Source organism: Rhodanobacter glycinis, from assembly GCF_900114325.1.
Taxonomy (GTDB): domain Bacteria; phylum Pseudomonadota; class Gammaproteobacteria; order Xanthomonadales; family Rhodanobacteraceae; genus Rhodanobacter_A; species Rhodanobacter_A glycinis.
This window is the reverse complement of sequence record NZ_FOSR01000003.1, coordinates 338,030-362,200: the sequence shown is the minus strand read 5'-3', so window position 1 is coordinate 362,200 and position 24,171 is coordinate 338,030. Positions and strand designations below refer to the sequence as shown.

20 protein-coding genes are annotated in these 24,171 nt (G+C 65.1%); 4 read left to right on the top strand and 16 right to left on the bottom strand.

Going from position 1 to position 24,171, the window contains the following annotated elements; all coding sequences use genetic code 11:
- Window positions 1-87 precede the first annotated feature (87 nt).
- A complete protein-coding gene (gene tsaB / locus BMY90_RS05510; RefSeq protein WP_092702290.1) occupies window positions 88-783 on the bottom strand; it encodes a tRNA (adenosine(37)-N6)-threonylcarbamoyltransferase complex dimerization subunit type 1 TsaB in 696 nt (231 codons plus the stop codon).
- A 256-nt stretch (window positions 784-1,039) separates the two neighbouring features.
- On the opposite strand from tsaB, the gene BMY90_RS05505 reads away from it, so the two are divergent.
- Entirely contained in the window at window positions 1,040-3,850 is a 2,811-nt protein-coding gene (locus BMY90_RS05505) for a valine--tRNA ligase (protein WP_092702288.1), read from the top strand.
- 52 nt (window positions 3,851-3,902) lie between these two features.
- Here BMY90_RS05505 and rimI read toward each other — a convergent pair whose 3' ends face one another.
- From rimI to pssA, 3 genes are read right to left on the bottom strand one after another with little or no spacing between them, the layout of a single operon-like run.
- Window positions 3,903-4,352 carry a ribosomal protein S18-alanine N-acetyltransferase gene (gene rimI / locus BMY90_RS05500; protein WP_425438646.1) on the bottom strand — a complete coding sequence of 150 codons (450 nt, stop codon included), beginning with the start codon at window positions 4,350-4,352 and terminating at the stop codon, window positions 3,903-3,905.
- Between the two features lie 42 nt (window positions 4,353-4,394).
- Window positions 4,395-4,874, bottom strand: a complete 480-nt coding sequence (locus BMY90_RS05495) for a hypothetical protein (protein WP_092702284.1) — start codon at window positions 4,872-4,874, stop codon at window positions 4,395-4,397.
- Window positions 4,871-5,647, bottom strand: coding sequence for a CDP-diacylglycerol--serine O-phosphatidyltransferase (gene pssA / locus BMY90_RS05490; protein WP_092702282.1), 777 nt, complete (start codon window positions 5,645-5,647; stop codon window positions 4,871-4,873). The genes BMY90_RS05495 and pssA overlap by 4 nt, the downstream gene beginning before the upstream one ends.
- 216 nt (window positions 5,648-5,863) lie before the next feature.
- Between pssA and BMY90_RS05485 the strand changes: the two genes are divergently transcribed.
- The 3 genes from BMY90_RS05485 to BMY90_RS05475 all read left to right on the top strand — a co-directional run bounded on the left by BMY90_RS05485 (window position 5,864) and on the right by BMY90_RS05475 (window position 8,664).
- Complete coding sequence (locus tag BMY90_RS05485; RefSeq protein WP_008215997.1) at window positions 5,864-6,286, top strand: DUF4124 domain-containing protein; 423 nt, start codon at window positions 5,864-5,866, stop codon at window positions 6,284-6,286.
- Between the two features lie 101 nt (window positions 6,287-6,387).
- On the top strand, window positions 6,388-8,085 hold the full coding sequence (locus BMY90_RS05480) for a proline--tRNA ligase (protein ID WP_092702281.1): 1,698 nt from the start codon (window positions 6,388-6,390) through the stop codon (window positions 8,083-8,085).
- A gap of 258 nt (window positions 8,086-8,343) precedes the next feature.
- Window positions 8,344-8,664 (top strand): H-NS histone family protein, encoded by a 321-nt coding sequence (locus BMY90_RS05475; protein WP_008216001.1) that lies wholly within the window; start codon window positions 8,344-8,346, stop codon window positions 8,662-8,664.
- Window positions 8,665-8,885: 221 nt separating this feature from the next.
- On the opposite strand, the gene BMY90_RS05470 is transcribed toward BMY90_RS05475, so the two are convergent.
- The 12 genes from BMY90_RS05470 to BMY90_RS05415 form a co-directional block, all read right to left on the bottom strand.
- Window positions 8,886-10,166 (bottom strand): threonine/serine exporter family protein, encoded by a 1,281-nt coding sequence (locus tag BMY90_RS05470; RefSeq protein ID WP_092702279.1) that lies wholly within the window; start codon window positions 10,164-10,166, stop codon window positions 8,886-8,888.
- A 128-nt stretch (window positions 10,167-10,294) separates the two neighbouring features.
- Complete coding sequence (locus BMY90_RS05465) at window positions 10,295-10,732, bottom strand: NfeD family protein (RefSeq protein ID WP_008216004.1); 438 nt, start codon at window positions 10,730-10,732, stop codon at window positions 10,295-10,297.
- A gap of 60 nt (window positions 10,733-10,792) precedes the next feature.
- Window positions 10,793-11,764, bottom strand: a complete 972-nt coding sequence (locus BMY90_RS05460) for an SPFH domain-containing protein (protein WP_008216005.1) — start codon at window positions 11,762-11,764, stop codon at window positions 10,793-10,795.
- A gap of 94 nt (window positions 11,765-11,858) precedes the next feature.
- Window positions 11,859-13,238 (bottom strand): sensor histidine kinase, encoded by a 1,380-nt coding sequence (locus tag BMY90_RS05455; RefSeq protein ID WP_092702277.1) that lies wholly within the window; start codon window positions 13,236-13,238, stop codon window positions 11,859-11,861.
- A gap of 302 nt (window positions 13,239-13,540) precedes the next feature.
- Window positions 13,541-14,881, bottom strand: a complete 1,341-nt coding sequence (locus BMY90_RS05450; protein WP_008216010.1) for a sigma-54-dependent transcriptional regulator — start codon at window positions 14,879-14,881, stop codon at window positions 13,541-13,543.
- An 88-nt stretch (window positions 14,882-14,969) separates the two neighbouring features.
- The gene (locus BMY90_RS05445) at window positions 14,970-16,196 is read right to left on the bottom strand and encodes an ABC transporter permease (RefSeq protein ID WP_092702275.1); all 1,227 of its coding nucleotides are present in this window, start codon (window positions 16,194-16,196) and stop codon (window positions 14,970-14,972) included.
- Window positions 16,197-16,207: 11 nt separating this feature from the next.
- Window positions 16,208-17,557, bottom strand: a complete 1,350-nt coding sequence (locus tag BMY90_RS05440) for an ABC transporter permease (RefSeq protein ID WP_092702273.1) — start codon at window positions 17,555-17,557, stop codon at window positions 16,208-16,210.
- Window positions 17,558-17,652: 95 nt separating this feature from the next.
- Window positions 17,653-18,888, bottom strand: a complete 1,236-nt coding sequence (locus BMY90_RS05435) for an ABC transporter permease (protein WP_092702271.1) — start codon at window positions 18,886-18,888, stop codon at window positions 17,653-17,655.
- An 11-nt stretch (window positions 18,889-18,899) separates the two neighbouring features.
- Complete coding sequence (locus tag BMY90_RS05430) at window positions 18,900-20,243, bottom strand: ABC transporter permease (protein WP_245734925.1); 1,344 nt, start codon at window positions 20,241-20,243, stop codon at window positions 18,900-18,902.
- Between the two features lie 75 nt (window positions 20,244-20,318).
- The gene (locus BMY90_RS05425) at window positions 20,319-21,521 is read right to left on the bottom strand and encodes an ABC transporter permease (protein ID WP_092702355.1); all 1,203 of its coding nucleotides are present in this window, start codon (window positions 21,519-21,521) and stop codon (window positions 20,319-20,321) included.
- A gap of 10 nt (window positions 21,522-21,531) precedes the next feature.
- Window positions 21,532-22,860, bottom strand: a complete 1,329-nt coding sequence (locus tag BMY90_RS05420) for an ABC transporter permease (protein ID WP_092702267.1) — start codon at window positions 22,858-22,860, stop codon at window positions 21,532-21,534.
- Window positions 22,861-22,936: 76 nt separating this feature from the next.
- Entirely contained in the window at window positions 22,937-24,169 is a 1,233-nt protein-coding gene (locus BMY90_RS05415; RefSeq protein ID WP_092702265.1) for an ABC transporter permease, read from the bottom strand.
- Window positions 24,170-24,171: the final 2 nt, after the last annotated feature.

The following is a 24,171-nucleotide window of genomic DNA, read 5'->3' as shown; positions in this document are numbered from 1 at the left end:
GTCGCGACACGTGGCCCCGGCGAGCAGAGAGACACCCATTTCCGGGCTTGGCCAGCAGGTCGGGCCCGGAGATCCCGTTCAATGGACTTACGGCTGTGGCTTGCCCTGCTCCGCCAGCGTCAACGCCACCTTGTCGCGCAGATAGACCGGCAGCGCGTGCTGGGCATCCTGCGCACGACCAGCGCGGAATTCGCGCACGGCCAGCTCGGCGACATGGCGAGCTTGCGGATAACAACCACCTTCGGCTGAACGCAGCTCGCCGGTGAGGCAATCGCGCAAGCTATCGGCGTAGGTGGTCCAGCCGCTGCCCACGATGTGCCATGCCGAGGCAGCGGGCAGCACCAAGGCTTCGGCCGTGCACACCCGTTCTTCATCGAGAGGAACCAGACCCCCATTTTCGTCGCGCCGGTAGCTGGCCGCGTAAAGCTCGCCCATGCGCGCGTCGATCACCGCGAGAATCGCGGCATCATCGTCGGGCGCTTCCAGCGCCAGCGCCGCCAGCGAGGACACGGTGACCACCGGCAGATCCAGCGCCAGCGCCATGCCTTGCGCCAGCGACACCGCCAGCCGGACACCGGTGAACGCGCCGGGACCGCGGCCCACGGCGATGCCATCCAGCGCATGTCGGCCCAAACCGGCCTCGGCCAGCAGCTCGTCGGCCATCGGCAGCACCCGCTCGGCGTGCTTGCGCGGGGCAATCTCGCTGCGCTCGATCACCATGTCCCCATGCACCAGGGCAACGGAACAGGATTCGGTGGCGGTTTCGATGGCTAGCAGATTCATCCGGCTATTCTCGCACCAGTCGTTACGGGCATGACAGCACGGGCATCGGGCGGCGCAAGGGCAATCAGGTGACTTGGCCGTGATTGTGCGTCTTCGGCGGCGCTCTCTGGCCGGGCGTTTCGACTCCGCCCGCTGCGCGGGCTACGCTCAACGCGAACGGGGACCGCCTTTGGCAGCCCCTGCCCCCGGCCCGTACAATGGCCGCTTTACCGTCCACACCAGCGCGCCCGTCCGGGCGTGCCATCGCGAGTCCCTGATGGAAAAGAGCTTCGAACCCGCCCAGATCGAATCCACCTGGTACGCACGCTGGGAAGCCAGCGGCGTGTTCAAGCCGTCGGGCCAGGGCGAGCCGTATTGCATCCTGCTGCCGCCGCCGAACGTCACCGGCACGCTGCACATGGGGCATGCGTTCCAGCAGACGGTGATGGACATGCTGGTGCGCTACCAGCACATGCGCGGCATGAACACGCTGTGGCAGGTGGGTACCGACCACGCCGGCATCGCCACGCAGAAGATCGTGGAGAACCAGCTGGCGGTCGAGGAAAAGACCCGCCACGACCTCGGTCGCGACGCCTTCGTCGAACGCGTGTGGAAATGGAAGGAGGAGTCCGGCTCCACCATCACGAACCAGATGCGCCGCATCGGCGCCGCGGCCGACTGGTCGCGCGAACGCTTCACCATGGATGAAGGCCTGTCCGCCGCGGTGCGCAAGGTGTTCATCGACTGGTATCGCGCAGGCCTGATCTATCGCGGCAACCGGCTGGTGAACTGGGACCCGGCGCTGGGCACGGCCGTGTCCGACCTCGAAGTGAACAACGTCGAGCGCGACGGCCACATGTGGTCGATCCGCTACCCGGTCGCGGACAGCAACGAGAGCCTGGTGGTCGCCACCACGCGTCCGGAAACCATGCTCGGCGACGTCGCCGTGGCCGTACACCCGGAAGACGAACGCTACGCCCACCTGGTCGGCAAGACGCTGAAGCTCCCGCTCTCGGACCGCGAGATCCCGGTGATCGCCGACGACTACGTGGACAAGGATTTCGGCACCGGCTGCGTGAAGATCACCCCGGCGCACGACTTCAACGACTACGCCATCGGCCAGCGTCACAAGTTGCCGCCGATCACCATTTTCACGCTGGACGCGAAGGTCAATGACAACGCGCCGGCGAAGTACCGGGGCCTCGATCGTTACGACGCGCGCAAGCAGGTACTGGCCGACCTCGAAGCGCTCGGTCTGCTGGTCGAAACCAAGCCGCACAAACTGCAGGTGCCGGTGAGCCAGCGTTCGGATGCGGTGATCGAGCCGATGCTGACCGATCAGTGGTTCGTCGACCTGACCTCGGACAAGGGCCGCAAGGAAATCACCGAGCCGGCGCTGGATGCGGTGCGTTCGGGCGAGATCAGGTTCGTGCCGGAAAACTGGGCCAACACGTACACGCAGTGGCTGGACAACATCCAGGACTGGTGCATCAGCCGCCAGCTGTGGTGGGGTCATCGGATTCCGGCGTGGTACGACGAGGCCGGCAACATCTTCGTGGGCGAGGACGAGGCCGATGCGCGCGCCAACGCCACCAGCGAGCCGGTCGGCGCGCTGCGCCAGGACGACGACGTGCTCGACACCTGGTTCTCCTCCGCGTTGTGGCCGTTCTCCACGCTGGGCTGGCCGCTTGATGGTCCGGTGAAGGATGCTCACGGCAACGTGGTTGCCGACTGGCAGCACGACAAGATCTTCCTGCCCAGCGCGGTGCTGGTCACCGGCTTCGACATCATCTTCTTCTGGGTCGCGCGGATGGTGATGGCGACCAAGTACTTCACCGGCCGGATCCCGTTCCGCGAGGTCTACATCAACGCCATCGTGCGTGATGCGGAAGGCCAGAAGATGTCCAAGTCCAAGGGCAACACGCTGGACCCGCTGGACCTGATCGACGGCATCGCGCTGGAACCGCTGGTAGCCAAATCCACCAGGTCGCTGCTGATTCCGCAGGTGCGTGCCAAGGTCGAAAAGCGCATCCGCAAGGACTACCCCGACGGCATCCCGGCGATTGGCACCGACGCGCTGCGCTTCACCTTCGCCGCACTGGCCAGCTACAGCCGCACGATCAATTTCGACATCAAGCGCGCCGAGGGCTACAAGGCGTTCTGCAACAAATTGTGGAATGCGGCGCGCTTCGTGCTGATGAATGTTTCATCCCCTCTCCCCACGGGAGAAGGGAGCAAGCCGGCGACCGAGGCCGAGCGGTGGATTCTGACGCGCTTGTCGCAGACACTGGCAGAGGTAGAGCAGCATTTCGTTTCGTACCGCTTCGACCATCTGGCACAGGCGCTGTACGAATTCGTCTGGAACGAGTACTGCGACTGGTTCCTCGAACTCGCCAAGCCGGCATTGAACGGCGATGACACCGAGGCCGCGGCATCCACGCGGCACACGCTACTGGTAGTGCTCGAAGCCGTGCTGCGCGCGCTGCACCCGGTGATTCCTTTCATCACCGAGGAGATCTACCAGGATGTGGCGCCGCGGCTCGGCCTGGTCGAAATCAACGTGTATGCGCGCCCCTACCCGCGCCCCGCGGATTTCGCGAGCGATGCCGCCGCCAGTGCCGAAATCGAGTGGTTCAAGGCGGTGTTGTCGGGCATTCGCAAGATTCGCTCGGAAATGAATATCGCACCAGGCAAGGTCATCCCCTTGCTGCTGGCCGACGGCGATGCCGCGGACCGCACCCGCGCCACCAAGTTCGCCGCGCAAATTGCCTTCCTGGCGCGCGTGGAAACACCCCGGTGGATCGAAACCGGCGCCGACGAACCGGCCACGGCCGCGGCGGTGGTCGGTTCGCTACGCGTGCTGATTCCGCTGGCCGGGCTGATCGACCTTGGCGCCGAGAAAGCACGGCTGGCCAAGGAAATCACCCGCATCGAAGTCGAGATCAAGAAGTGCGAAGGCAAGCTCGGCAACGCCAATTTCGTCGCCAACGCGCCCGCCGAGGTGGTGGCGCAGGAGCGCCAGCGCATCACCGACTGGAACACCCAGTTGGCCGCCTTGCGCGAGCAGGCAGGCAAGCTGTCGACGTAAGGATGGTCTGATTTTGCGCGTCATCCCCGTGGGGTCGCCCGGCATGGGCGCCCTACATCACCGGCAACGGGCCCGGGCGAGTCAGTTCCATCGTCATCACGATCGCTTCTTCACGGCCATCCTTCGCCGGGTAATAGCGCGGGCGCCGGCCGATCTCGTGGAATCCGAACGACACGTACAAGGCATGCGCTACCGGGTTGGATGGGCGCACTTCCAGGAATACCTGGTGCGCGCCGTTCCAGCGGGCGATGTCGAGCAGGCGGCGCAACAGATGGCGACCCAGCCCCCGGCCACGCCAGTCCGGACCAATGCAGATGTTCAGCACGTGTGCCTCGTCGGCGCCGATCGACAGCACGCCATAGCCGGCAATCGCGCCATCCACGCACAGCACCCAGCACGGATGTCCCGCGCGCAAGCAGTCGGCGAAGATGCCGGGGGTCCAGGGAAATTCGTAGGACGCCGCTTCCATGGCGTTGATGGTCGGCAGGTCTTCGCGGCGCATCAGCCGCATTTCCGTCGCCGGGTGCGCCACCGCGACCACGGGTCAGTTCCCCGCTGCCGCCAGCGCGCGGCGCAGGTTGCGCAGCGCAATCCACAAGCGGCGCTTGCCAGCACCGCCTGCCAACACTTCCGCCGGCGTGTCCGCCAGCACGATATGGGCCTGGTGCATCACTTCGGCGGGCAAATCACGGCCCAGCGCATGCGCCTGCGCTTCGCCAAGCACCAGATAAGCCCGCGCATGGGGGATTCGCGTCGCGTCGGTGCCGACCTCGATGCGTGCCGCCCGGGCCAGTTTCGGTCCGAAGGTGCAAAAGGCGCGGCCGAGCAAATCCAGCTCGCGCGCTGTGCATCTGGCCGGCACGACGACCACGCAGTCAGTCGCCATCGAGGACGACATTGCCGCGGCCTCCGTCATGGCGATATCCGGCACTGGCGCCGCCACGCCACGAAGACGCCACGGCGTGATGCCCAGGGCATGCAGTACGCGCACCCGATGCGCCGGCGTGGTGGCCACGACGTTCACGCGGCGCCCCGATGATGCAGGCGTCGCCGCGCGGCCACGCCCCACAGGGTCACGGCGGGGCCGGACAACAGGTAGACGGAGAACACCGCCAACAGCACGTGCGGGGGATCCAGGAACAGCAACACCAACAGCAGCACGGTCACCACGATCCACGCAAACGGCACATGGCCGCCCACCGGCAGCGACTTGAAGCTGTAGTAACGAAATCGGCTGACCATCAGCAAACCAACGATGGCCGCGAAGAACGGCATCACGAAGCACAGGTCGTCGCCGCTGATGCCCGACTTGTCCATGCTCCACACAAATGACATGCACACCGCCGCTGCCGCCGGACTGGCCAACCCCTGGAAATAACGCTTGTCGATCACGCTTACCTGGGTGTTGAAGCGGGCCAGCCGCAGCGCGCCGCAGGCAGCGTAGATGAAGGCAGCCGCCCAGCCCACCTTGCCCCACAGCGGGCCATAGTCGCGCAACCCGGCCAACGCCCAGTTGTACATCACCAGGGCTGGCGCCAGGCCGAAACTGACCAGGTCGGACAACGAGTCGTACTGCACGCCGAATTCGGTTTGCGTGCCGGTGAGCCGTGCCACGCGGCCATCCAGGCCATCCAGCAGCGCGGCCACGAACACCGCGGTGGCGGCTTCGCTGAAGCGACCGCCAATGCTGGCCACGATCGCGTAGAAACCGGCGAACATGGCCGCGGTGGTAAACAGGTTCGGCAGCAGATAGATGCCGCGGTGTCGCGGCCGCCGGACGGGCGTATCGTCGCTCATGAATCAATCCGTGACGGAATGCGCGCAGTGTAAACCATTCGCCGCTTGAGTCCGGAGCGGCCCGGTTGTTAACTAGACAGGGTCCGGGAACACCACGGGAGCCGCTCCGCGCAAGCAGGTGGGTGACCAGCCCCGCGACACCGTTTCGTGCCGTCGGAAGACTTTCCAGGCGCCAAGCGCCCGGAATGGACCGATTTGCCACTTTTGGAGAATGCCATGCGTCGCCTGTCCCTCGCTGTAGCCTTGCTGTTGATCGCGCCGCTGGCATGCGCCCAGGTCTTCAAGTGGACCGACGCCCACGGCACGGTGCATTACTCCCAGACGCCGCCGGCGACAGGGACCAAGTACAGCCGCGTCACGGTCAATGGCACGGTGGATCCGGTAACGCCGCCCAGCCACGAAGCCAACGCCGAAACGTCAGCGGACAACGCGCCTGCGGCCGCCCCGCAGCCGGTGGCCGATACGCCGGCCAACCGCAAGAAGCTTTGCGCATCGCTGCAAAGCAACTTGAATACGCTCAAGGGCAACCAACCGGTGGTCATGCAAGTCAACGGGCAGCAGAAAGTCATCGACGCGGCCCAGCGCAAGCAGCAGGTCAGCAACGCCCAGGCGCAATACCAGCGTTACTGCGCCAGCTGATCCGCCCCCGGGCTTTTTCGTTGCAAATACCTGCGCCATCGACGTAATTCGGTGGCGCCGAAAGCTATAATCGGCGCTTTAAAACGCCGGATTACAAGCTCATGCGCCTCAGCCAATTCCACCTGGCCACCGTCAAGGAAGTCCCCGCCGACGCCGAGATCGCCAGCCACCAGCTGATGCTGCGCACCGGCATGATCCGCAAGCTCGCCTCCGGCCTGTACACCTGGAGCCCGCTGGGCCTGCGCGTGCTGCGCAAGGTGGAAGCCATCGTGCGCGAGGAAATGAACCGTGCCGGTGCACTCGAAATGCTGATGCCCACGATCCAGCCGAAAGAGTTGTGGGAAGAGACCGGCCGCTGGCAGAAATTCGGCCCGCAATTGCTGAAGATCAATGATCGCAAGGAGCAGGCATTCTGCTATGCGCCCACCGCCGAAGAAGTGATTACCGACTTCGCGCGCAACGAGCTCAACAGCTACAAGCAACTGCCGGTCAATTTCTACCAGATCCAGACCAAGTTCCGCGACGAGATCCGTCCCCGTTTCGGCGTCATGCGCGCCCGCGAATTCCTGATGAAGGACGCCTATTCCTTCCATCTCACCCAGGAGTCGCTGGCCGAGACCTACGAGGCGATGTATCAGGCTTATACGCGCATATTCACGCGCCTCGGATTGAAGTTCCGCGCCGTGCAGGCGGATACCGGCGCCATTGGCGGCAATGCCAGCCATGAATTCCAGGTTCTGGCCGACTCGGGCGAAGACGCCATCGTGTTTTCCGATGGCTCCGATTACGCGGCGAATATCGAGAAAGCCGAAGCCCTCGCACCGGCCATGGCGCGCCCGGCTCCGTCCGCCGAACTGAAGCGGGTCGACACGCCGCGCGTGCGCACCGTGGACGATGTCACCGCGCACTTCGGCACATCGCCCGATCGCGTGCTCAAGACCTTGCTGGTGAAGGGGCGCGATGGACTGGTTGCACTGTGCCTGCGCGGCGACCACGAGATCAACGAGGTGAAAGCCGCCAAGCTGGCCGAACTGCCGGACGAATCCGTACTGGCCACCGAAGAGGAAATCCTCGCCGCCACCGGCACGCGTCCCGGCTTCCTGGGCCCGGTCGGGCTACCCGATTCGATCCCCGTGATCGTGGACCGCAGCGCCGCCGTGCTGGCCGACTTCATCTGTGGCGGCAACGCCGACGACACCCACTACAGCGGCGCCAACTGGGCGCGCGACGCCCGCCTCACCCGGGTCGAGGACATTCGCCAGGTGGTGGCCGGCGACCCTTCGCCGGACGGCAACGGTACGCTGCAATTCGCCCGCGGCATCGAGGTGGGCCATGTGTTCCAGCTCGGCAGCAAATACGCACAGGCGCTGGGTGCCACGGTGCTGGACGAACAGGGCAAGGCGCAGGTCATGCTGATGGGCTGCTACGGCGTCGGCGTCAGCCGCATCGTCGCCGCCGCCATCGAGCAGCGCCATGACGAGGCCGGCATCGTCTGGCCGGAGGCGATGGCGCCGTGGCGTGTGGCCGTGTGCATCATCAATCCGAAGCGCAATCCGGACATCGCCGCCGCCGCCGAGTCGCTGTATCGGGAATTGTCCGAGCGCGGCATCGAAACCGTACTGGATGACCGCGGCCTGCGCCCCGGCTCGATGTTTGCCGACATGGAATTGATCGGCATTCCACATCGCGTGGTCGTCAGTGAGCGCGGACTCGCTGCCGGCACGCTGGAATACCGCGCACGCGATGCAGAAGAAAATCGCGCCATTACCCGCGACGAACTGTTCCAGTTGCTCGACTGATACTGACTCGTGCTCCATGAAAACGGCCGCTATCCGCGGCCGTTTTCGTTCGCACGGCGTGCCACGGTAATAACGCCGCACCCTGATCGATTATGTGGAATCTCATCACATAATCCTGACAAGCTCTGCACCGGGATGACGCCGACCGTTAATTCCGCTTTGCAATTCGCCATTATTTGAGCAAGAATCGGCGCACCGATGGACCGGGCGTTTCCAACATTCCTCCATCCCACTGTCCACCATTAACGGGAGCCATTCATGGCCGTCGATCTCAAGAATCTCAATCACAATCAGCTCAACGACCTGATTGGCAAGGCGCAGCAGCGCCAGAACGAACTGCGCAAGGAAAAAGTCGTCAAGCTGCGCGAGAAGGTGCATGCCCTGATCAAGGCCGAGGGCTACAGTTTCGAGGACATTTTCGGCAGCACTCGCGGCAAGCGTCGCAGCACCGGCACGGTGGCTCCGAAGTACCGCAATCCGGCCGATCCGGAGCAGACCTGGTCCGGCCGCGGCAAGCGCCCGCGCTGGTTCAACGATGCACTGAAGGCTGGCAAGAAGGAAAAGGATCTGGCGATCTGATTCATCGTTGCCAACGAACATAAAAAACGCCGGCTTCAAGCCGGCGTTTTATTATGAATGGCGGGAGAAAGAAAAGTTGCGCTGGATTGCCCCCTCACCCCAACACTCTCCTCGGTGAGGAAAGGGGCCGAATGGGCCAGGCGGGCTCGTTTTCCTGGCGGACACGAGGCTACCTGCAGGCTTGAAGGATCGCGGCCGCCTTTGTTTCAGGAAGCCCCTATTTACAGGGATCGCCTGGGGGCCACCAGCAATTCGCCGAACATCAGGCCGGCGGCCAGTGCAATAAGCAAGGTAATCAGCAACAACCCGGTATCCATGCCCAGCTTCGTACTGCGCTCCAGCAAATAGGACACGCTGCGAAAACCCACGCTGCCCGGCACCAGCAGCAGAATGCCGGGTTCGCGAATGACGGCACCGGGCCGATGCGCAAAACGGGCATACAGGTTGGCCAAGGCACTCAATACCAGGCCACCGAGAAATACGCCGAAGGGCGCGGCGGGCAGGCGACCGGCAATTTCGCCGCCCCAGCGCGTGGTGAAATACCCCACCACCACCGCGAGAATCACCACCGGCCAGTCGCGTCTGGCGGCACGGAACAGGATCGCGAACGCGACTGCGGCTATCAGCAAGGCCGGATAATCCGTCCAGCTCGGCAAGGGCGGAAGCACGAAGTCGCGCGCATGGATGCCCAGTGCGTTGCATACCTCGCTCGCCGCCAGCGTGCCGAAGCCGAGCTTGAGCAGGGTGGACATGGCGCCGCCCATGCGCGCCATGCCCGATACCAGGTGCTGGCTGGAGATTTCGCGCACCGCCGTGGTCAGCGACATACCCGGAATCAGGATGATCAGGCTGGACAGGATCACCGACTTGATCGCCAGCGGGACGATCCACGCGCTCACCACGATGGTGATCATCGTCGCCACCAGGGCGCTGATGGCATCACTGGCCACCGACAGGCGCGGCCGGGTCGACGCAAGGATGGTGATGCCGCCGATCAGCAGGCCGATCACCCCGGCCACCACCATGTCCACCCACGAACTGTGCAGGAACAGTGCGGCGATGCAGGCGGCGGACAGCCCGTAGCTGATGATCACATTGGCCTGGTCGCGCCGCGTATCCGGCAAGTCCAGCGCGCGCAACTGGTGAAAGCCCTCGCGCAGGTCGAGCTGGCCGTCGATGACCTGGTCGGCGATATCGTCCGCCCGGCACAAACGCTCCAGATTCACGTCGCCCGGCAGCAGCCGCACCACCTGGGTCACCTGGGCCAGGCCTTCCTCGCCCTGCCCCTGGTCGGCGAAGGAGATGATGATGGCGGTGGGGCTGGACCACACTTCCGCGATCAGGCCAAGCCGTTGCGCCACGCCCGAGATCGCCATCTCCAGGCGCGGTGCCGAGGTGCCGTACTTGTGCAGCCGACGCGCCAGCTCGACCAGGAACGCAATGCGGGTATTGAGCGCAGCGGAAGCCGGCGATATGACGTGGACCGGCTCGTTCATGGGCATGACGGCATGCTCCCCCGATCCGGCCCGAAGGCGGTGGGGACCATGCGTGGACGAGGGAGTGGGCGGAAAGGCATGCGACTAGTAAAACCGATTTGGACGTCCATGCCTATGCCCGTTGCCCTCGCGATTCACACTGCAGCGCGCACCAGCAAGGTGGTCCCGTCGACCGACAGCACTTCGACCGCGCTGCCGATCGGCAGATCCGGTCCGCTGACCAGCCATTGGCCGTCGCCCACTTGCGCCTTGCCGCGACCGTTGACGATCGCCTCCACCAGTACGTAGCGACGACCGATCATCTGTTCCGCACGCCGGTTCAAGCGTTCCGCACCAGGCTGGCTGCGTCGCAGCCGGGGCCGCAGCCAGAAGCCGTACACCGCGCAGGAAGCGAACGTCAGCAACGCGAATGCGATCGCCTGCGACAACAGCGACAGGTCAGGCATCGCCCACAACAAGGCGCCGGTGACAGCGGCGGCAATACCGATCCAGAGCATGAAGTAGCCGGGCACGGCCACCTCGATGGCGATCAGCACCAACGCCAGGATCCACCACAGGTAATGTCCGGTCATGATGAATATCCGTGGGTAAGCAATGGCCCCGCTTCCAGCATCGGAAGCGGGGCGCGAAGGTCAACCGATCGGGGGCGGAATGCGCGTTCCCGCCGGCTTCGCCGGAGGCGTTCCGCGCGATGGCTGCTGGCTCAGCGCGTCCTTGGCCAGCTCGGCGATACCGGCCAGCGAACCGAGCACGCCGGTGGCTTCCACCGGCAGCAGCAACAGCTTCTGGTTGGGCGACTGTGCCATCACCTTCAACGCTTCCACGTAATTGTTGGCCACGAAGTAGTTCAGTGCGTTGACATTGCCGCCGGCGATGGCGTCGGACACCATGGTGGTGGCCTTGGCTTCGGCCTCGGCCGAACGCTCGCGTGCTTCGGCAGCGCGGAAGGCGGCCTCTTTCTCGCCTTCGGCAGACAGGATCACCGACTGCTTTTCGCCCTCGGCCTTGAGGATGGCTGCCTGGCGGAAGCCCTCCGCATCCAGGATGTTCGCGCGCTTCTCGCGCTCGGCCTTCATCTGCCGCGCCATGGCATCGATCAGGTCGCGCGGCGGCGCAATGTCCTTGATCTCGATGCGGTTGACCTTGACGCCCCACGGATGCGTGGCCTCGTCGACCACGCGCAGCAACCGCGCGTTGATTTCGTCGCGCTTGCTCAGGCTCTCGTCCAGATCCATCGAGCCGAGCACGGTGCGGATGTTGGTCATCACCAGCGCCAGCGAAGCCTGCTCGAGATTGGCCACCTCGTAGGCGGCCTTGGACGCGTCCAGCACCTGGTAGAACACCACGCCATCCACACGCACCACGGCGTTGTCCTTGGTGATCACGTCCTGCGAGGGCACGTCGAGCACCTGCTCCATCATGTTCATCTTGCGGCCCACGGCCTGATAGATCGGAATCAGGAAATGCAGCCCAGGCGAGAGCGTGCCCGTATAGCGACCGAACGTCTCCACCGTCCATTCGTAACCCTGCGGCACGATGCGCACCAGCTTCGCCAGCACGATCACCACCACCACGACCACCACCAGCGCAAACAAGCTTCCCATGACCCGCCCCCACATTCCGTTGAAAGCACGCAGTATAGGCGAGCTACGCGCCGGGGGCGGTTACGTGATTACGTAACGCGCCCGGGGAAGCGCGCTATGGCGGCGCCAGCGGCAACAACAGGCTTACCCGCAGGCCACCCTCGGCGCGGTTCGCCAAGGCAATGCGACCGCCATGGGCTTCGACGATCTCGCGCGCCAGCGCCAGGCCCAGCCCGGTACCGGAGCGTTTGGTGGAATAAAACGGCAACAGCGCCTGTGCCAGCACGTTCTGGCTCATGCCGGGGCCGCGGTCGGCCACCTCGATGCGCACGTCACGGCTGACCACACCGATCGCCAGCGTCACCTCATCGGCATCACCCTCGGCCTCGTGCGCGTTCTTCACCAGGTTGATCAATACCTGCTCGATCTGCGCCGGGTCGAACCAGCCCTGCTGCGTGGGCAGCTCGCCGACCAGACGGAAGCGGCAATGCAGCGCCAGCCCGTCGAGAAAAGCCGGCCACGCCACCGGCACCACCTGTGGTGTCGGCAACTTGGCAAAGCGGGCATAGCCGTCGATGAAGCCATGCAGGTGCCGCGCACGCTCACCGATGGTGGCGAATACGCCAGGCAGGCGCTCCAGATTGCCTCGGCGCGCCAACTCGGCACCGGAATGGGCCATCGAGGAAATCGGCGCCAGCGAATTGTTGAGCTCGTGGCTGACCACGCGTATCACCCGCTTCCATGCCGCCACTTCCTGCCGCGACAGCTCGCGCGTCATGCGCCGGAACAACTGCAACCGATGCGGCCGCCCCTGCAGGCGGAAGGCGCGCTGCGACAGGTGGAAGGTTTCCTCGCTGCCGTCCATGTCCACCGTGAACAATGCATCTTCGTGGCCATCGACCGCGGTGCGCAATGCCTCGGGCGCACCGGCCAGCAGATTGGCGAAGTCCAGCCCGTTGAGGCTGCGCCCCTCGTTGAACAGATGGCGCGCGGCGATATTGGCGTAGGCCACGCGGCCGATCGCATCGGTCAACACCAGGGCCACCGGCGTGTTCTGCACCACCGTGTCCAGCAGCAACTCGCGTTGCGCCAGATGCTGGCGTTGCTCGCGCAAGGTCTGGCCCAGCGCGTTGTGCATATGGATCAGGTCGCCCAGCTCGTCGCGCCGGCGCATCGCGATGGAAAAGCTGAAATCGCCATCGCGATAGCTGGCCACCGCACCCTCGAGTGCACGCAGCAATCGCTTCAGCGGCCCCATCACCCCATGCGCCAGCCACCACGCCAGCGGCAACAGCAGAATCAGGCAAAGAAGCAGTGCGCCGTAAGTCCCCATCGCCGCGAGGCCGGGTATGTCCAGCTTCAGGTCATCGTGCGCCCACGCCAGCAACTGCGGCAACGGCCATTCGGTCAGCCCCGCGTAAAGCAGCGCCCCGCACAAGCCGGCCAGTGCCAGCAGGCCGGTCAGGCGACCTTCCAGCGAATTCAGCCGGCGCATGCGCGACGCCTTGTGCGTGACACCGGCATCAGCGGCATTGCCGGTCCACCGGGGTGTGCTGGCAACCCATCGGCGGGCCACCATTCGCATCCACCCTGCCGGCGCCCATCATCAGCCCGTGCGTTTGCACACGGGTATCCGACGCCGCGGTCTGCTCCAACGCATCGTCCATCCGCAAAAACAGGGGAAGAATGATCAACCGGCAATTTCGCATGACCTGCTCTCCTCGTGCCGCGGCTCGTGATGTTCTACACCGGGACGGCCCCGGATGCCCACTGCCGAAAGGCGTGACTGGCAGCTTGTCAGCCTTGCCCGCTCAGCCCGTAGCGCTCCATCCGCCGATACAGCGCCTGCCGCGACAAACCGAGTGATTGCGCCGCGCGACTGACCACGCCGCCGGCCTTGCCCAAGGCAACTTCCACGGCCTCGCGACTGGGTTCGTCCAGGTTGCGCGTACCGACCGCGGTGTGCTGCGGCAAGTTGAGCAGCTCGGGAGTGATGGGACCGTCGCCGGCCAGCAATGCGGCGCGTTCGATCGCGTTCTTCAATTCGCGCACATTGCCCGGCCACGGATAGTTGAGCAGGGCTTCACGCGCCACATCACCGAGTTCGGCGCGGCCATCCAGGAAATGCTCGGCCAGCGGCAGGATGTCATCCGTGCGCTCGGCCAGCGACGGCAGGTTCACCTCGATCACGTTGAGGCGGTAATACAGGTCTTCGCGAAAACTGCCGGCGCGGATCATCGCCTTGAGGTCGGCATTGGTGGCGCTGAGCACGCGTACCTTGGCCTGCCGTGTGCGACCGGAGCCCAGCCGTTCGAACTGGCCGGTTTCCAGCACGCGCAGCAGCTTCATCTGGCCGGGCAGCGGCAGGTTACCGATCTCGTCGAGGAACAATGTGCCGCCATCGGCCAGCTCGAAACGCCCCTCACGTGCCTTGTTCGCGCCGGTGTAGGCACCGGCTTCGGCGCCGAACAATTCCGCCTCGATCAGTTCGCCCGGCAACGCGCCGCAATTCACCGCCACGAACGGACCCTTCTTCACCGCCGAGTTGGCATGCACGATCGCCGCAATGCGCTCCTTGCCCGCGCCATTGGGTCCGGTGATCAACACCGGTACGTCCGAGCGCGCCACCTGGCAAGCCAGTTCCAGCGTGCGCGCCATCGCGTCGGAGGCGAACACCAGGCTGTCCAGCTCGTACTTGCCCTCCAGTGCCTCGCGCCGGCGCCGACGCTCGCGCCGGGTCCGGCTCACCTCGCGGCTGGATTCGGACAGTTCCAGCAGGTTCTCCACCGTCGCCAGCAGCTTGCTGTCATCCCACGGCTTGGACAGGTAATCGGCGGCACCGGCCTTGACCAGTTCCACCGCGGTTTCCAGGTGCGTCCACGCGGTCAGCAGGATCACCGGCAGATCGGAATACTGTCCACGAATCGCGCGGAACAGTTCCACGCCCTCCTCGCCCGAGGTGGTGTCCGCGGTGAAATTCATGTCCTGGATCACCACGTCCACCCGCTCGCGCGCCAGCATCGCCATGCCCTCATCGGGATTCAGCGCCACCAGCGGGCGGATGTCGTGCAGCGAAAGCAGCAGCGACAGCGCCTCGCCCACGCCCGGGTTGTCGTCAATGATGAGTACGCTTCTCATGATTTTCCTGCACATGCCGGGATGGATGCATCCCGGGCCCAAAAGGTTGCCATGACTACCAGCCTACGTATACGAAAATATCTGCGCATCACACACTCCGCGTCGCCACCACCGGGGGCACACGCGAAGCGCGCAGCGCCGGCGACAGTACAGCGAGCTGCCCCAGGGCCAGCATCAGTGCCGCACCAACCGGCAGCCAGATCCATGGCAATTGCGGCAGCTCGTAGTAATGCATCAGCAAGCGGTTGCCAAGGCTGGCCAGCAGCATGCCGAGCACGATGCCGGCGCCCACGATCAAGGCGTTCTCGGTGAGAAAATGCACGAGAATGTCGGCCCGCCGCGCGCCCAGCGCGCGGCGGATGCCGATCTGCCGCGTACGCTTCTGCACCCAGAAGCCGGTAAGGCCCATGATGCCTATCAGGGTCACCACCAACACCGTCGATGCCACGCCGAGGAACAACCACAGCGCGGCGCGTCGGCCGCTGAAAGCCTGACTGCTGCGCGTGTCGTAGAACGCGACTTTCGGCTGTGCACCCGTCTGCAACCGGGCACCAAACTGGTGCTGGATGGCTTTGCGCACGCCACGCAACGCCGCTTTGCGCATGGCAGGGTCGACCCGCACGGCATACAGCAGCACCGGCGTTTTCGCGATGCGTTCCGGCAACAGGATGGTGTCGTCGGCACGACCGCGCGTCGCCAACCCAAGCTGGTTGCGCAGCAGGTGACGCACGATGCCCACGACCAGGTACCCGGCACCAGTCGGGTTCTCGGGGTCGGCCACTCGTCGGCCCAGTGCCCGGGCCTTGTCGAACAGCTTGTGCGCCAACGCCTGCGTGATGATGATCGGCTCCGGCACTCCCTTGTAGTCGCCAGCGTTGCGGTATTCGTCCGGCAGAAAGTCACGGCCGGCGACCAGCCGAATACCCAGCGTATGCAGCAACCCGTTGCCCGTATACGCGTTGACGCCAACCTTGATTCCGCTGGGCCCCTGTGCACCATAGGCGTAGATCATGCCGGAAGTCATCGGCAGGCTGTTGGCGGCACTGACCGCACGCACGCCTGGGACCTCGCGCAAGGCCTCCGCTCCTGCGCGTACCTCGGCGGCCGTCCACTCGCCGGTGCCAGCATCCAGGTGATCGACGAAGATCAGGTTCGCGGTATCCATGCCGCTGGGCGCCAGCATGGGCTGGAGCTGCAGCCAGCCGAGGAACAGCACATTGCTCAGGATGGCGCAGGCCAATGCCACCTGCAGCAGCACCAGCAAGGGCATCAGGCTGTGCCGACGCAAGGTGGTCAGAAGAACGCGGATCGACATGGCAAACCTCCTTATTCGCTCTTGACCTGCAGGCCGGGCTCGACCCTCGACACCCGCCACGCCGGCACCAATCCCACCAGCACGCCCACCGCCAGCGCCAGCGCGAACAAGGCGCCGAACATCGTTGGGTCGAGCCGCACCAGACCTGAAAACTCGTCGCCCTGCTGGCGCAATACCCACAGGCCCAACAGGGTCAGCGGGAGCGCCAGCACGCCACCGACCAGGCAAGCCAAGCCTGCCTCCAGCACATGGCGCAGGAAGATCGCACGCCTGGGCGCACCCAGTGCGCGGCGAATACCGACCTCGACGCTCTGCCGAAGGAAGCGCGCCGACAGCAGGCCCACCACATTGAACATGCACAACAGCAGGAACGACGCGGCCAACCATACGTTGAGGCGCGCGCTGTCGGGCACGGCATCGTTGCGCTTCAACCAGTCGGCCACGTCCGTGAGTGTCGATCGTGCCGGCTTGCCGAAACCGGCCAACGCTTTCTGCTGTTCCACGTAGTTCTGCAGGAAACGGCGGTAATCCGTGACCTGATGTGGCGTATCGAGCTGCACCCAGACATTCAGCGAGGCGCAGTGCTTCGGATCGCCCGACATGCCATGGTGCGCATCCTGATACGCGGCATCGCATGCATCGGCGTCCGGCGGCGTCAGCCCCGCGTCCAGCGCCGCCGTATACGGCAGGTACAGACCCTCGCCGCCGTCGCTGCTGTAGGCACCGAAATTCAACCCGTAGAAGCGCGGCTGCGGCGCATACGGCACGATCACGCCAACCACGCGAAACACCGTGTGATTCAGGCGCACGCCGCGCCCCACCGCATCGGCCGTACCGAACAGCTCGCGCGCCAGGTCGGTATCAATCACCGCCACGGGGGCATGCGCGGCATCTTCCGCAGCGGTCCAGTTGCGCCCGTAACGCAGGCTCACACCGAACATCGGGATGAAGTCCGCACTGGTGGCGAGTATCAACTGCTGGTTCTGCGCATGCTTGCCGTCTTCCGAGACGATGTCGGCAATCATGTCGGTCACGACCACCTGCCGCGGAGCACGGTGCGCCGCCAGCAACGCCTGTGCGTCGGCCAGTTTGATGCGCTCGTAGCCCTGGCTATAAGAAATGCCATCCAGGGCCATGTCCGTCGAGCCGTTGCCCTTTGGTTTGGCCAGCACCGTATCCACCCATGCCAGATAGAGATGCTGGCTGCGCCCCGGCAATGGATCGGCGCTGAGCACGTGCAGCAACGTCAGCGTGGTCATGCAAGCGGCCAGACCGAGCGCCACCGTGAGCACGACCAACAGCGTACTTCTGGGAAAACGGCGCAAACCGTGCAATGCCAGTTCGAGGTTGTAGGCAAACATCCATCGCTCCTTGAAACGCGAACTTCCTCACCCACTGACGGGAAAGGCCTCATGCCACTCCCATCTCCCGCAGGCGGAAGGTGGGAGCCAAACGATTACACGCTGCGCGTCGCCACCACCGGCGGCACCTTCGCCGCGCGCAAGGCAGGCGACAACACCGCCAACTGTCCCAGCGCCAGCATCAGCACGGCGCCCAGTGGCAGGTACTGCCACGGCAGCCGGGTCAATTCGTAGTGACGCATCAGCCACAGGTTGACCGCATACGCCAACACCATGCCCAGCAGGATGCCGGCGCTCATCACCATGAGGTTCTCCCACTGGATGTGATGCAGGATGTCGCTGCGTTTCGCGCCCAGCGCACGGCGAATGCCGATCTGCCGCGTGCGTTGCTGCACCCAGTAGCTGGTCATGCCCATGATGCCGACCAGCGCCACCAGCAGCACGATCAGGCTGACACCGGACAGCAGCCACACGGCGGCCCTGGGCTGGGCCAGCATGCGTTGGCGCATGTCGCCATAGGTTTCGTAGGCCGGGTCGATGCCCTGGATCATGTTCGAACCCAGCTCGCGCTGGACCGTGGCCTTGACCGCCTTGAGCACGCTGGCCACCTCCGCCGCCGAGCGCACCCGCACGCCGAACATCGGTACCGGCCAGTTCGACGGGGTGCCGGGGAACAGCATGCTGTAGTCGATGTCATCGCGGTTGTCCTGGCTGAACTTGTTGCGCATCAGGTGCGCCACCACGCCGACCACGGTGCGACGCCCGGCATCCGCCTGGTCGCCGATGCGGATGACCTTGCCCAACGCATGGCCATCGGGAAACAGACGATTGGCCAGTGCCCGCGTGATGATCGTCGGCCCATCATCGTCAATGCCAATGTTTTTGTAGACCACGACATCCTCGGCGGCGCTGAAATCGCGCCCGGCCACCAGCTTCAGGTCCAGCGTGCTGCGCAGATGGTCGCCGATATAGATCACCGCATCGGCTTTGCCATCCCTGCCATCCGCGAGGACGGTACCGGTCATTTGCGCCATGGTCTCCATCGGCCACGAACCGGCCAGGCTCACCACGGTCACGCCGGGAATGGCGCGCAGCTCCGCCGCCGTCTGGCGCAGCGTGCTCACCGGCCAAGGCTGGCCGCGCGGCGCAAGGTTCCAGGCCACCACCAGCTGCTGCGGTTGCCCCACGCCATCGGGCGTGAGGAGAGGCACCAGCTTCTGCTGCAACAGGAACAGCGCGTTGCACGCAATGGCGCAGGCCAGTGCCACCTGCAACACCACCAGCAGCGGCATCATGCGATGGCGGAGCAAGGGCTTGACGATGTGTCGCATGGATAGCTCCTTCAACCCAGCTTGATCTGCAAGGCCGGCGGCAGCCGGCACACACGCCACGCCGGCAGGATGCCGACCAGCAGCCCCACGATCAGCGATAGCGCGAACAGGACACCGAATACGCCGGGGCTGAACTTTGCCGCATCCGCATAACTCACCGGCTGCATGCGCACGATCCACAACCCCAGCCAGGTCAACGGCAATGCCAGCACGCCACCGATCAAGCCAAGCAGACCGGTCTCCACCAGATGCTGCACGAACACGGTTCGCCTGGATGCGCCCAGCGCACGGCGGATCGCCACGTCGCCCTGCCGGCGCAGAAAGCGCGCCGCCAGCAGTCCTGCCACGTTGACCAGGCACAACAGCAGGAAGCCGCCCGCCAACAGCAGGTTGAGGTGCACGTCGTCAGGCACCACGTGGTTCAGCGCCAGCCATGCCTGCGTGCCGACCAGTTTCGCCTGCGGCGGATAGACGAAGCGACCAGCGTCATGCTGCGTATTCGCATAGCCGGCCAGGAACCGGTCATAGGTTGCCACGGTGGCCGGCGTGTCCAGCCGCACCCAGGTTTCGATCCAGCGGCACTGCGCCACCGCGGCGGACTGAAAGCTGGCCACCGGCGCGTCCTTGCCGCATTCGCCCGCAAGCAAGGGCCCCACGCCCGCGTCCAGCGCCGCCTGCGCCGGCACCAGGAACATCTCCTTCTGGCCCATCACCGTGCCCTGGTTTTGCCGCACGTCGAACATCCGCACACGCGGATTCCATGGTGCACTCACGCCGATCACGCGAAAGTCGCGCCGCCCCAGCGTCACGCTGCGACCCACCGCGTTCTCCGTACCGAACAGTTTCTGCGCCACCTCGGTATCGATCACCACCACCGGCGCAGCGGATGCCTGCTCGGCCTCGGTCCACGATCGCCCATGGCGCAACGGCACACCGAGCACTTGCAGCACCGGGCCGTAAGCCATCAAGCCATACGCTTTCTCTGACCGCTTGCCGTCAGGCCGGGCGAACTGCGTCAGGCTCGCCGCCACCGCCACCTGCTGCATGGCATGGTGCGCATCCACCAGGGCCTTGGCATCGGAAAACTTCAGCAGGCTGTCCGGTTGCTTGTAGTCCGGATTGTCCTTGTCCACCGCTTCGCGCGCGTCCATCGTCGCCACGTACAGATGCGAACTGATGCCCGGCAACGGTTCGCCGGCGAGCGCACCAAAGATCGTCATCGCCGTCATCGTCGCGGCGATGCCGATGGCCATGGTCAGCACCAGCAATCCCACCATCGGCAGGTTCTGCCGGCAGCGTCGCAAGGCCAGTCGCAGGTAGTAGTCGAACATCCCGTCTTCCTTGTTTCGTTTCATCGTTGGCGCACACCACGTGCACGAACGTTTCCGACTTCGATCAAGCACACGAGCCATCGCGCACAGGGTGCGCTCCTACACCGAGCGCGTCGCCACCACCGGCGGCACTGCCGCTGCGCGCAGCGCGGGGCCGAGCACGGCGAGCTGGCCGAGCAGCCACAGCACGATGGCACCCACGAGAAGGTACGCCGGAGGCAGGTGCGGCAGCTCGTAGAACTTCATCAGCGCCACGTCGAACGCATAGGTAAGCAGCACACCCAGAGCGATGCCCATGCCGACGATGAGGAAGTTCTCGATCTGGAAATGACGAAGGATGTCGCGTCGCGTGGCGCCGACAGCGCGGCGGATGCCGATCTGCTTGCGCCGTTGCTGCACCCAGTAGCCAGTGAGTCCGACGATGCCCAGCGCGGTGATCGCCAGCAGCGCGACCATCGTGCCCATCAGCATGTCGGCCGTGGCCTGATCCGACCGGAAATAGCGGTGACGCAAATCGCCGAGAGTGCCGGTGTGTTCATCATCCACCGTGGCATCCGGTGCCAGCGTGGCCATCGCGGCACGTGCCTTGCGCAGCACCTCGTTCACCCGCGCCGGATCGGCGCGCAGCAGGTACTGGCCGGCGAGCATGGGACCGGACCGTTGCGGGGTGAAGATCGCATTGCCCACCGAGATGTCGTCGCGCGGCATGGCCTGGATCAGCTCCCGCGCCACGCCGATCACCTGGAAGCCGCCGGTTCCATGGCAACACCAGAGCACCTTGCCCAGCGGGTTGGCATGTGGCCACAGGCGATCCGCCAGCGACCGGGTGATCACCGACTGCACGATGGTGGCGTCGTCCGGCACGACGTCGCTGTCGCGCGGCAATCGCCCGGCCGTCAAGGCGATGCCGAGCGCGGGCAAGGCACCCGGGTCACCGAAATAGAAGCTGGTGAGGTACGAACCGCGCTTCCCCTCGCGGTCCGGCGAAACGCTTTCCCCTCCTGCACCCAGGAAAGGCAATCCACTGACCAGATCGACCGACTGCATCCCGTCGATCTTGCGCAAGCCGTTCACTACGCGCGCATTGAGGTCGTCCGCGCGCTGACGCTCGAAATTGTCGAGGGTGACCACCGCAAGCGCAGGCTCGTCGATGCCGCTGCGGATATGCATCAGGCTCAATTTCCCGGCCACGATGAAGCTGGCGTTGCACAGTACGGCGCAAGCCAACGCGATCTCCAGCACGATCAATGCGGTCGTGAAGCGGTGATGGCGCAGCGCGCGAAGGATGGGGCGAATGGGCATGGCCATCTCCTCAAAGCGTCTTCAACTGGAAACCGATCGGCACGCGGCTGGCGCGCAGGGCCGGCAGCACGCCCGCCAACAGGCTGGCAGCTAGCGACATCGCGAAGGTGCCGAAGAACATGGGCAGGTCCAGATGCGCCAGGTCGGCATAGGCCACCGGCTGCTGGCGCACCATCCACAGCCCCAGCAGGGTCAGCAACCAGCCACCCACTCCCCCGAGCAGGCCGATCAGACCCGCCTCCACCAGGCATTGCGTGAACACGGCGCGGCGGCTGGCACCCATCGCGCGCCGCACGCCGATCTCGCCGGAGCGACGCAGGAACCGGGTCAGCAGCAGTCCCACCGTGTTGACCAGGCAGATCAGCAGGAAGGCCTGTGCCATCCAGGCCTGCATGCGTACGGTGCCGGGAACCACCCGGTTCCATTCCAGCCACTGCATCAGGCTCTGCAGGCGCGTCTGGTCGCTGGTGTAACGGCCCAGTCGTTTCTGCTGCTGCGCATATCCCTTCAGGAATTCGGCGTAGTTGTGGACCTTGGCTGGGCTGGAAAGCTGCACCCAGAGGGAAAGCCACGCGCATGGCGCGGTCTGCATCGACTTTCCGTCCGCGCCCATGTCCCAGCAGAAATGCACGGGCACGCCGGGCACCTGCCCCGCGAAGATGTCCAGGCCGGTGGCAACAGGCGTGTAGATGTCCTCCGGATCGTTGTAGAAACTCTCGGTATTGCCGTGCCGGTAGCGCCCTTGCCAGATGTCGTAGAAGCGCGGCGCCGGCCGCCAAGGTGCCATCACGCCCACGATGCGCACATCACTGTCGCGCAGGCGAAGGCTTCGGCCCACGCTGTTGGCTCCACCGAACAGCTGTTCGTTTAGCGTTGACGAGATCACCACCACCCGTGCATGCGGTCCTTCGTCCGTCGGCGCCCACGGGCCGCCGTAGCGAAACGGCACATCGAACATCGGGAAAAAATCGCTGGTCGTCAGCAATACCTGCCGCGGCAACGGCGGTTCGCCCGAACCTTCGACCCGCACCTTTACCGGGCTGCTCGCGACCAGTGTCTGGCGGTCGGCACGATGCGCGCTCCACAGATCCATCGCGGAGCGGTAATCCATCGCACTGGTCGGCTCGTGAACCAACCGCGGCGGCATGGTGGGATTCAATTGCGGGTGATAGAGCGTCGCGCTGTGTCCCGGCACCGGATCGCCCGACAGCAGATGCGCCACCGTCAACGTGGTCATGCTGGCACCGATGCCCACGGCCAACGCCATCACCATCATGGTGGCAAGTGTCTTGCTCCGCCTGAGGCTGCGCAGCGCCAGATCGAGGTAGTAACCAAACATTCCGCTTCTCCTTGCCAAACTCCCTCCCCTTCGGGAGGCCTTGCATATCGCCCCACCCTAACGGGGAAGGAAAAGCTCACACGCTGCGCGTGGCCACCACCGGCGGCACGTTCGAGGCGCGCAGCGCCGGCGACAGCACCGCAAGCTGACCGAGCACCCACAGCGCCAGTGCCCCCACGGGCAAGTACCACAACGGCAGGCGCGGCAATTCGTAGTGGGTCATCAGCAGCAGGTTCAGGCCGATCGCCAGCAGTACGCCCAGCACCACGCCGGCGGTAACGATGAGGAAGTTCTCGGCCTGGAAGTAGTGCAGGATGTCGCTGCGTGTTGCTCCAATCGCGCGGCGGATGCCGATGCTGCGCGTGCGCTGTTGCACCCAGAAATTCGCCAACCCGGCGATGCCCAGCGCGGTGACGAACAGCAAACCCAGCGCCGAGGCGATCAACAGGCCGATCATGGTGGTATCGCGCTGGAAATATTCAGCGCGGATCTGGCTGTAGGTCTCCATTTGCTTCGGATCGATGATGCGGTTGGGGCTGGCCTTGAGCAGTGCGGCCTCGGCCGCCTTGAGCACACGCAGGCGATCGCCGGGCGCGCTGCGCAACACATAAGTGGCGCTGGCATGGTCAGGCAACTGCGGGAAGATCATGCTGTCGTCGGCGGTGCCCGGCTGGCGTGGGGCCGGCCGCAGCAGGGTATCGACGATGCCGACCACGCGGATGAAGTTGTCTCCGTCATACATGTCCTTCCCCAGCGCCGCCTGCCCCGGATACATCTTCTGCGCGAGGGCCCGCGTGATGATCGCCACCGCGGGCTTGCCCTTGCTCACGTACTCATCCGGCAGGAAATCGCGCCCCGCCACCAGGTGCAGGCCCAGCGTGCCGACCAGGCCCGGCGTGCCGTCGTATATGGCAGGTTCCATGCAACCGCTGCCGTCGATCGAGTTGCGTTGCATCGCCCGGTCCAGCGCCTCCTTGCTGGGGCAGATGCCGCTGGAGGATTCACTCTGGTCCAGCGGCAGCGCATAGCTGACCGCCGCCACGGATTGCACGCCGGGAATCGCGCGCAAGGCCGCCAGGTCGGCCGTATGGCGTGCCTGCGGGTTCTCGCCTTTTTCAATGCCGCGGCTGTGGATCGCCGACAGCTCGCTTTCAGCGATGCCGGTGGACACGCTGATGCGCTGCACGCGCTGCGCCACCATGAACACCACGTTGCAGACGATGGCGCAGGTGAAGGCCACCTGCAGGGTCAGCAAGGTGGCGGTGAGCTTGTGCTTGTGCAGCGTGGAAAGAATCGGTCGAATCGGCATGT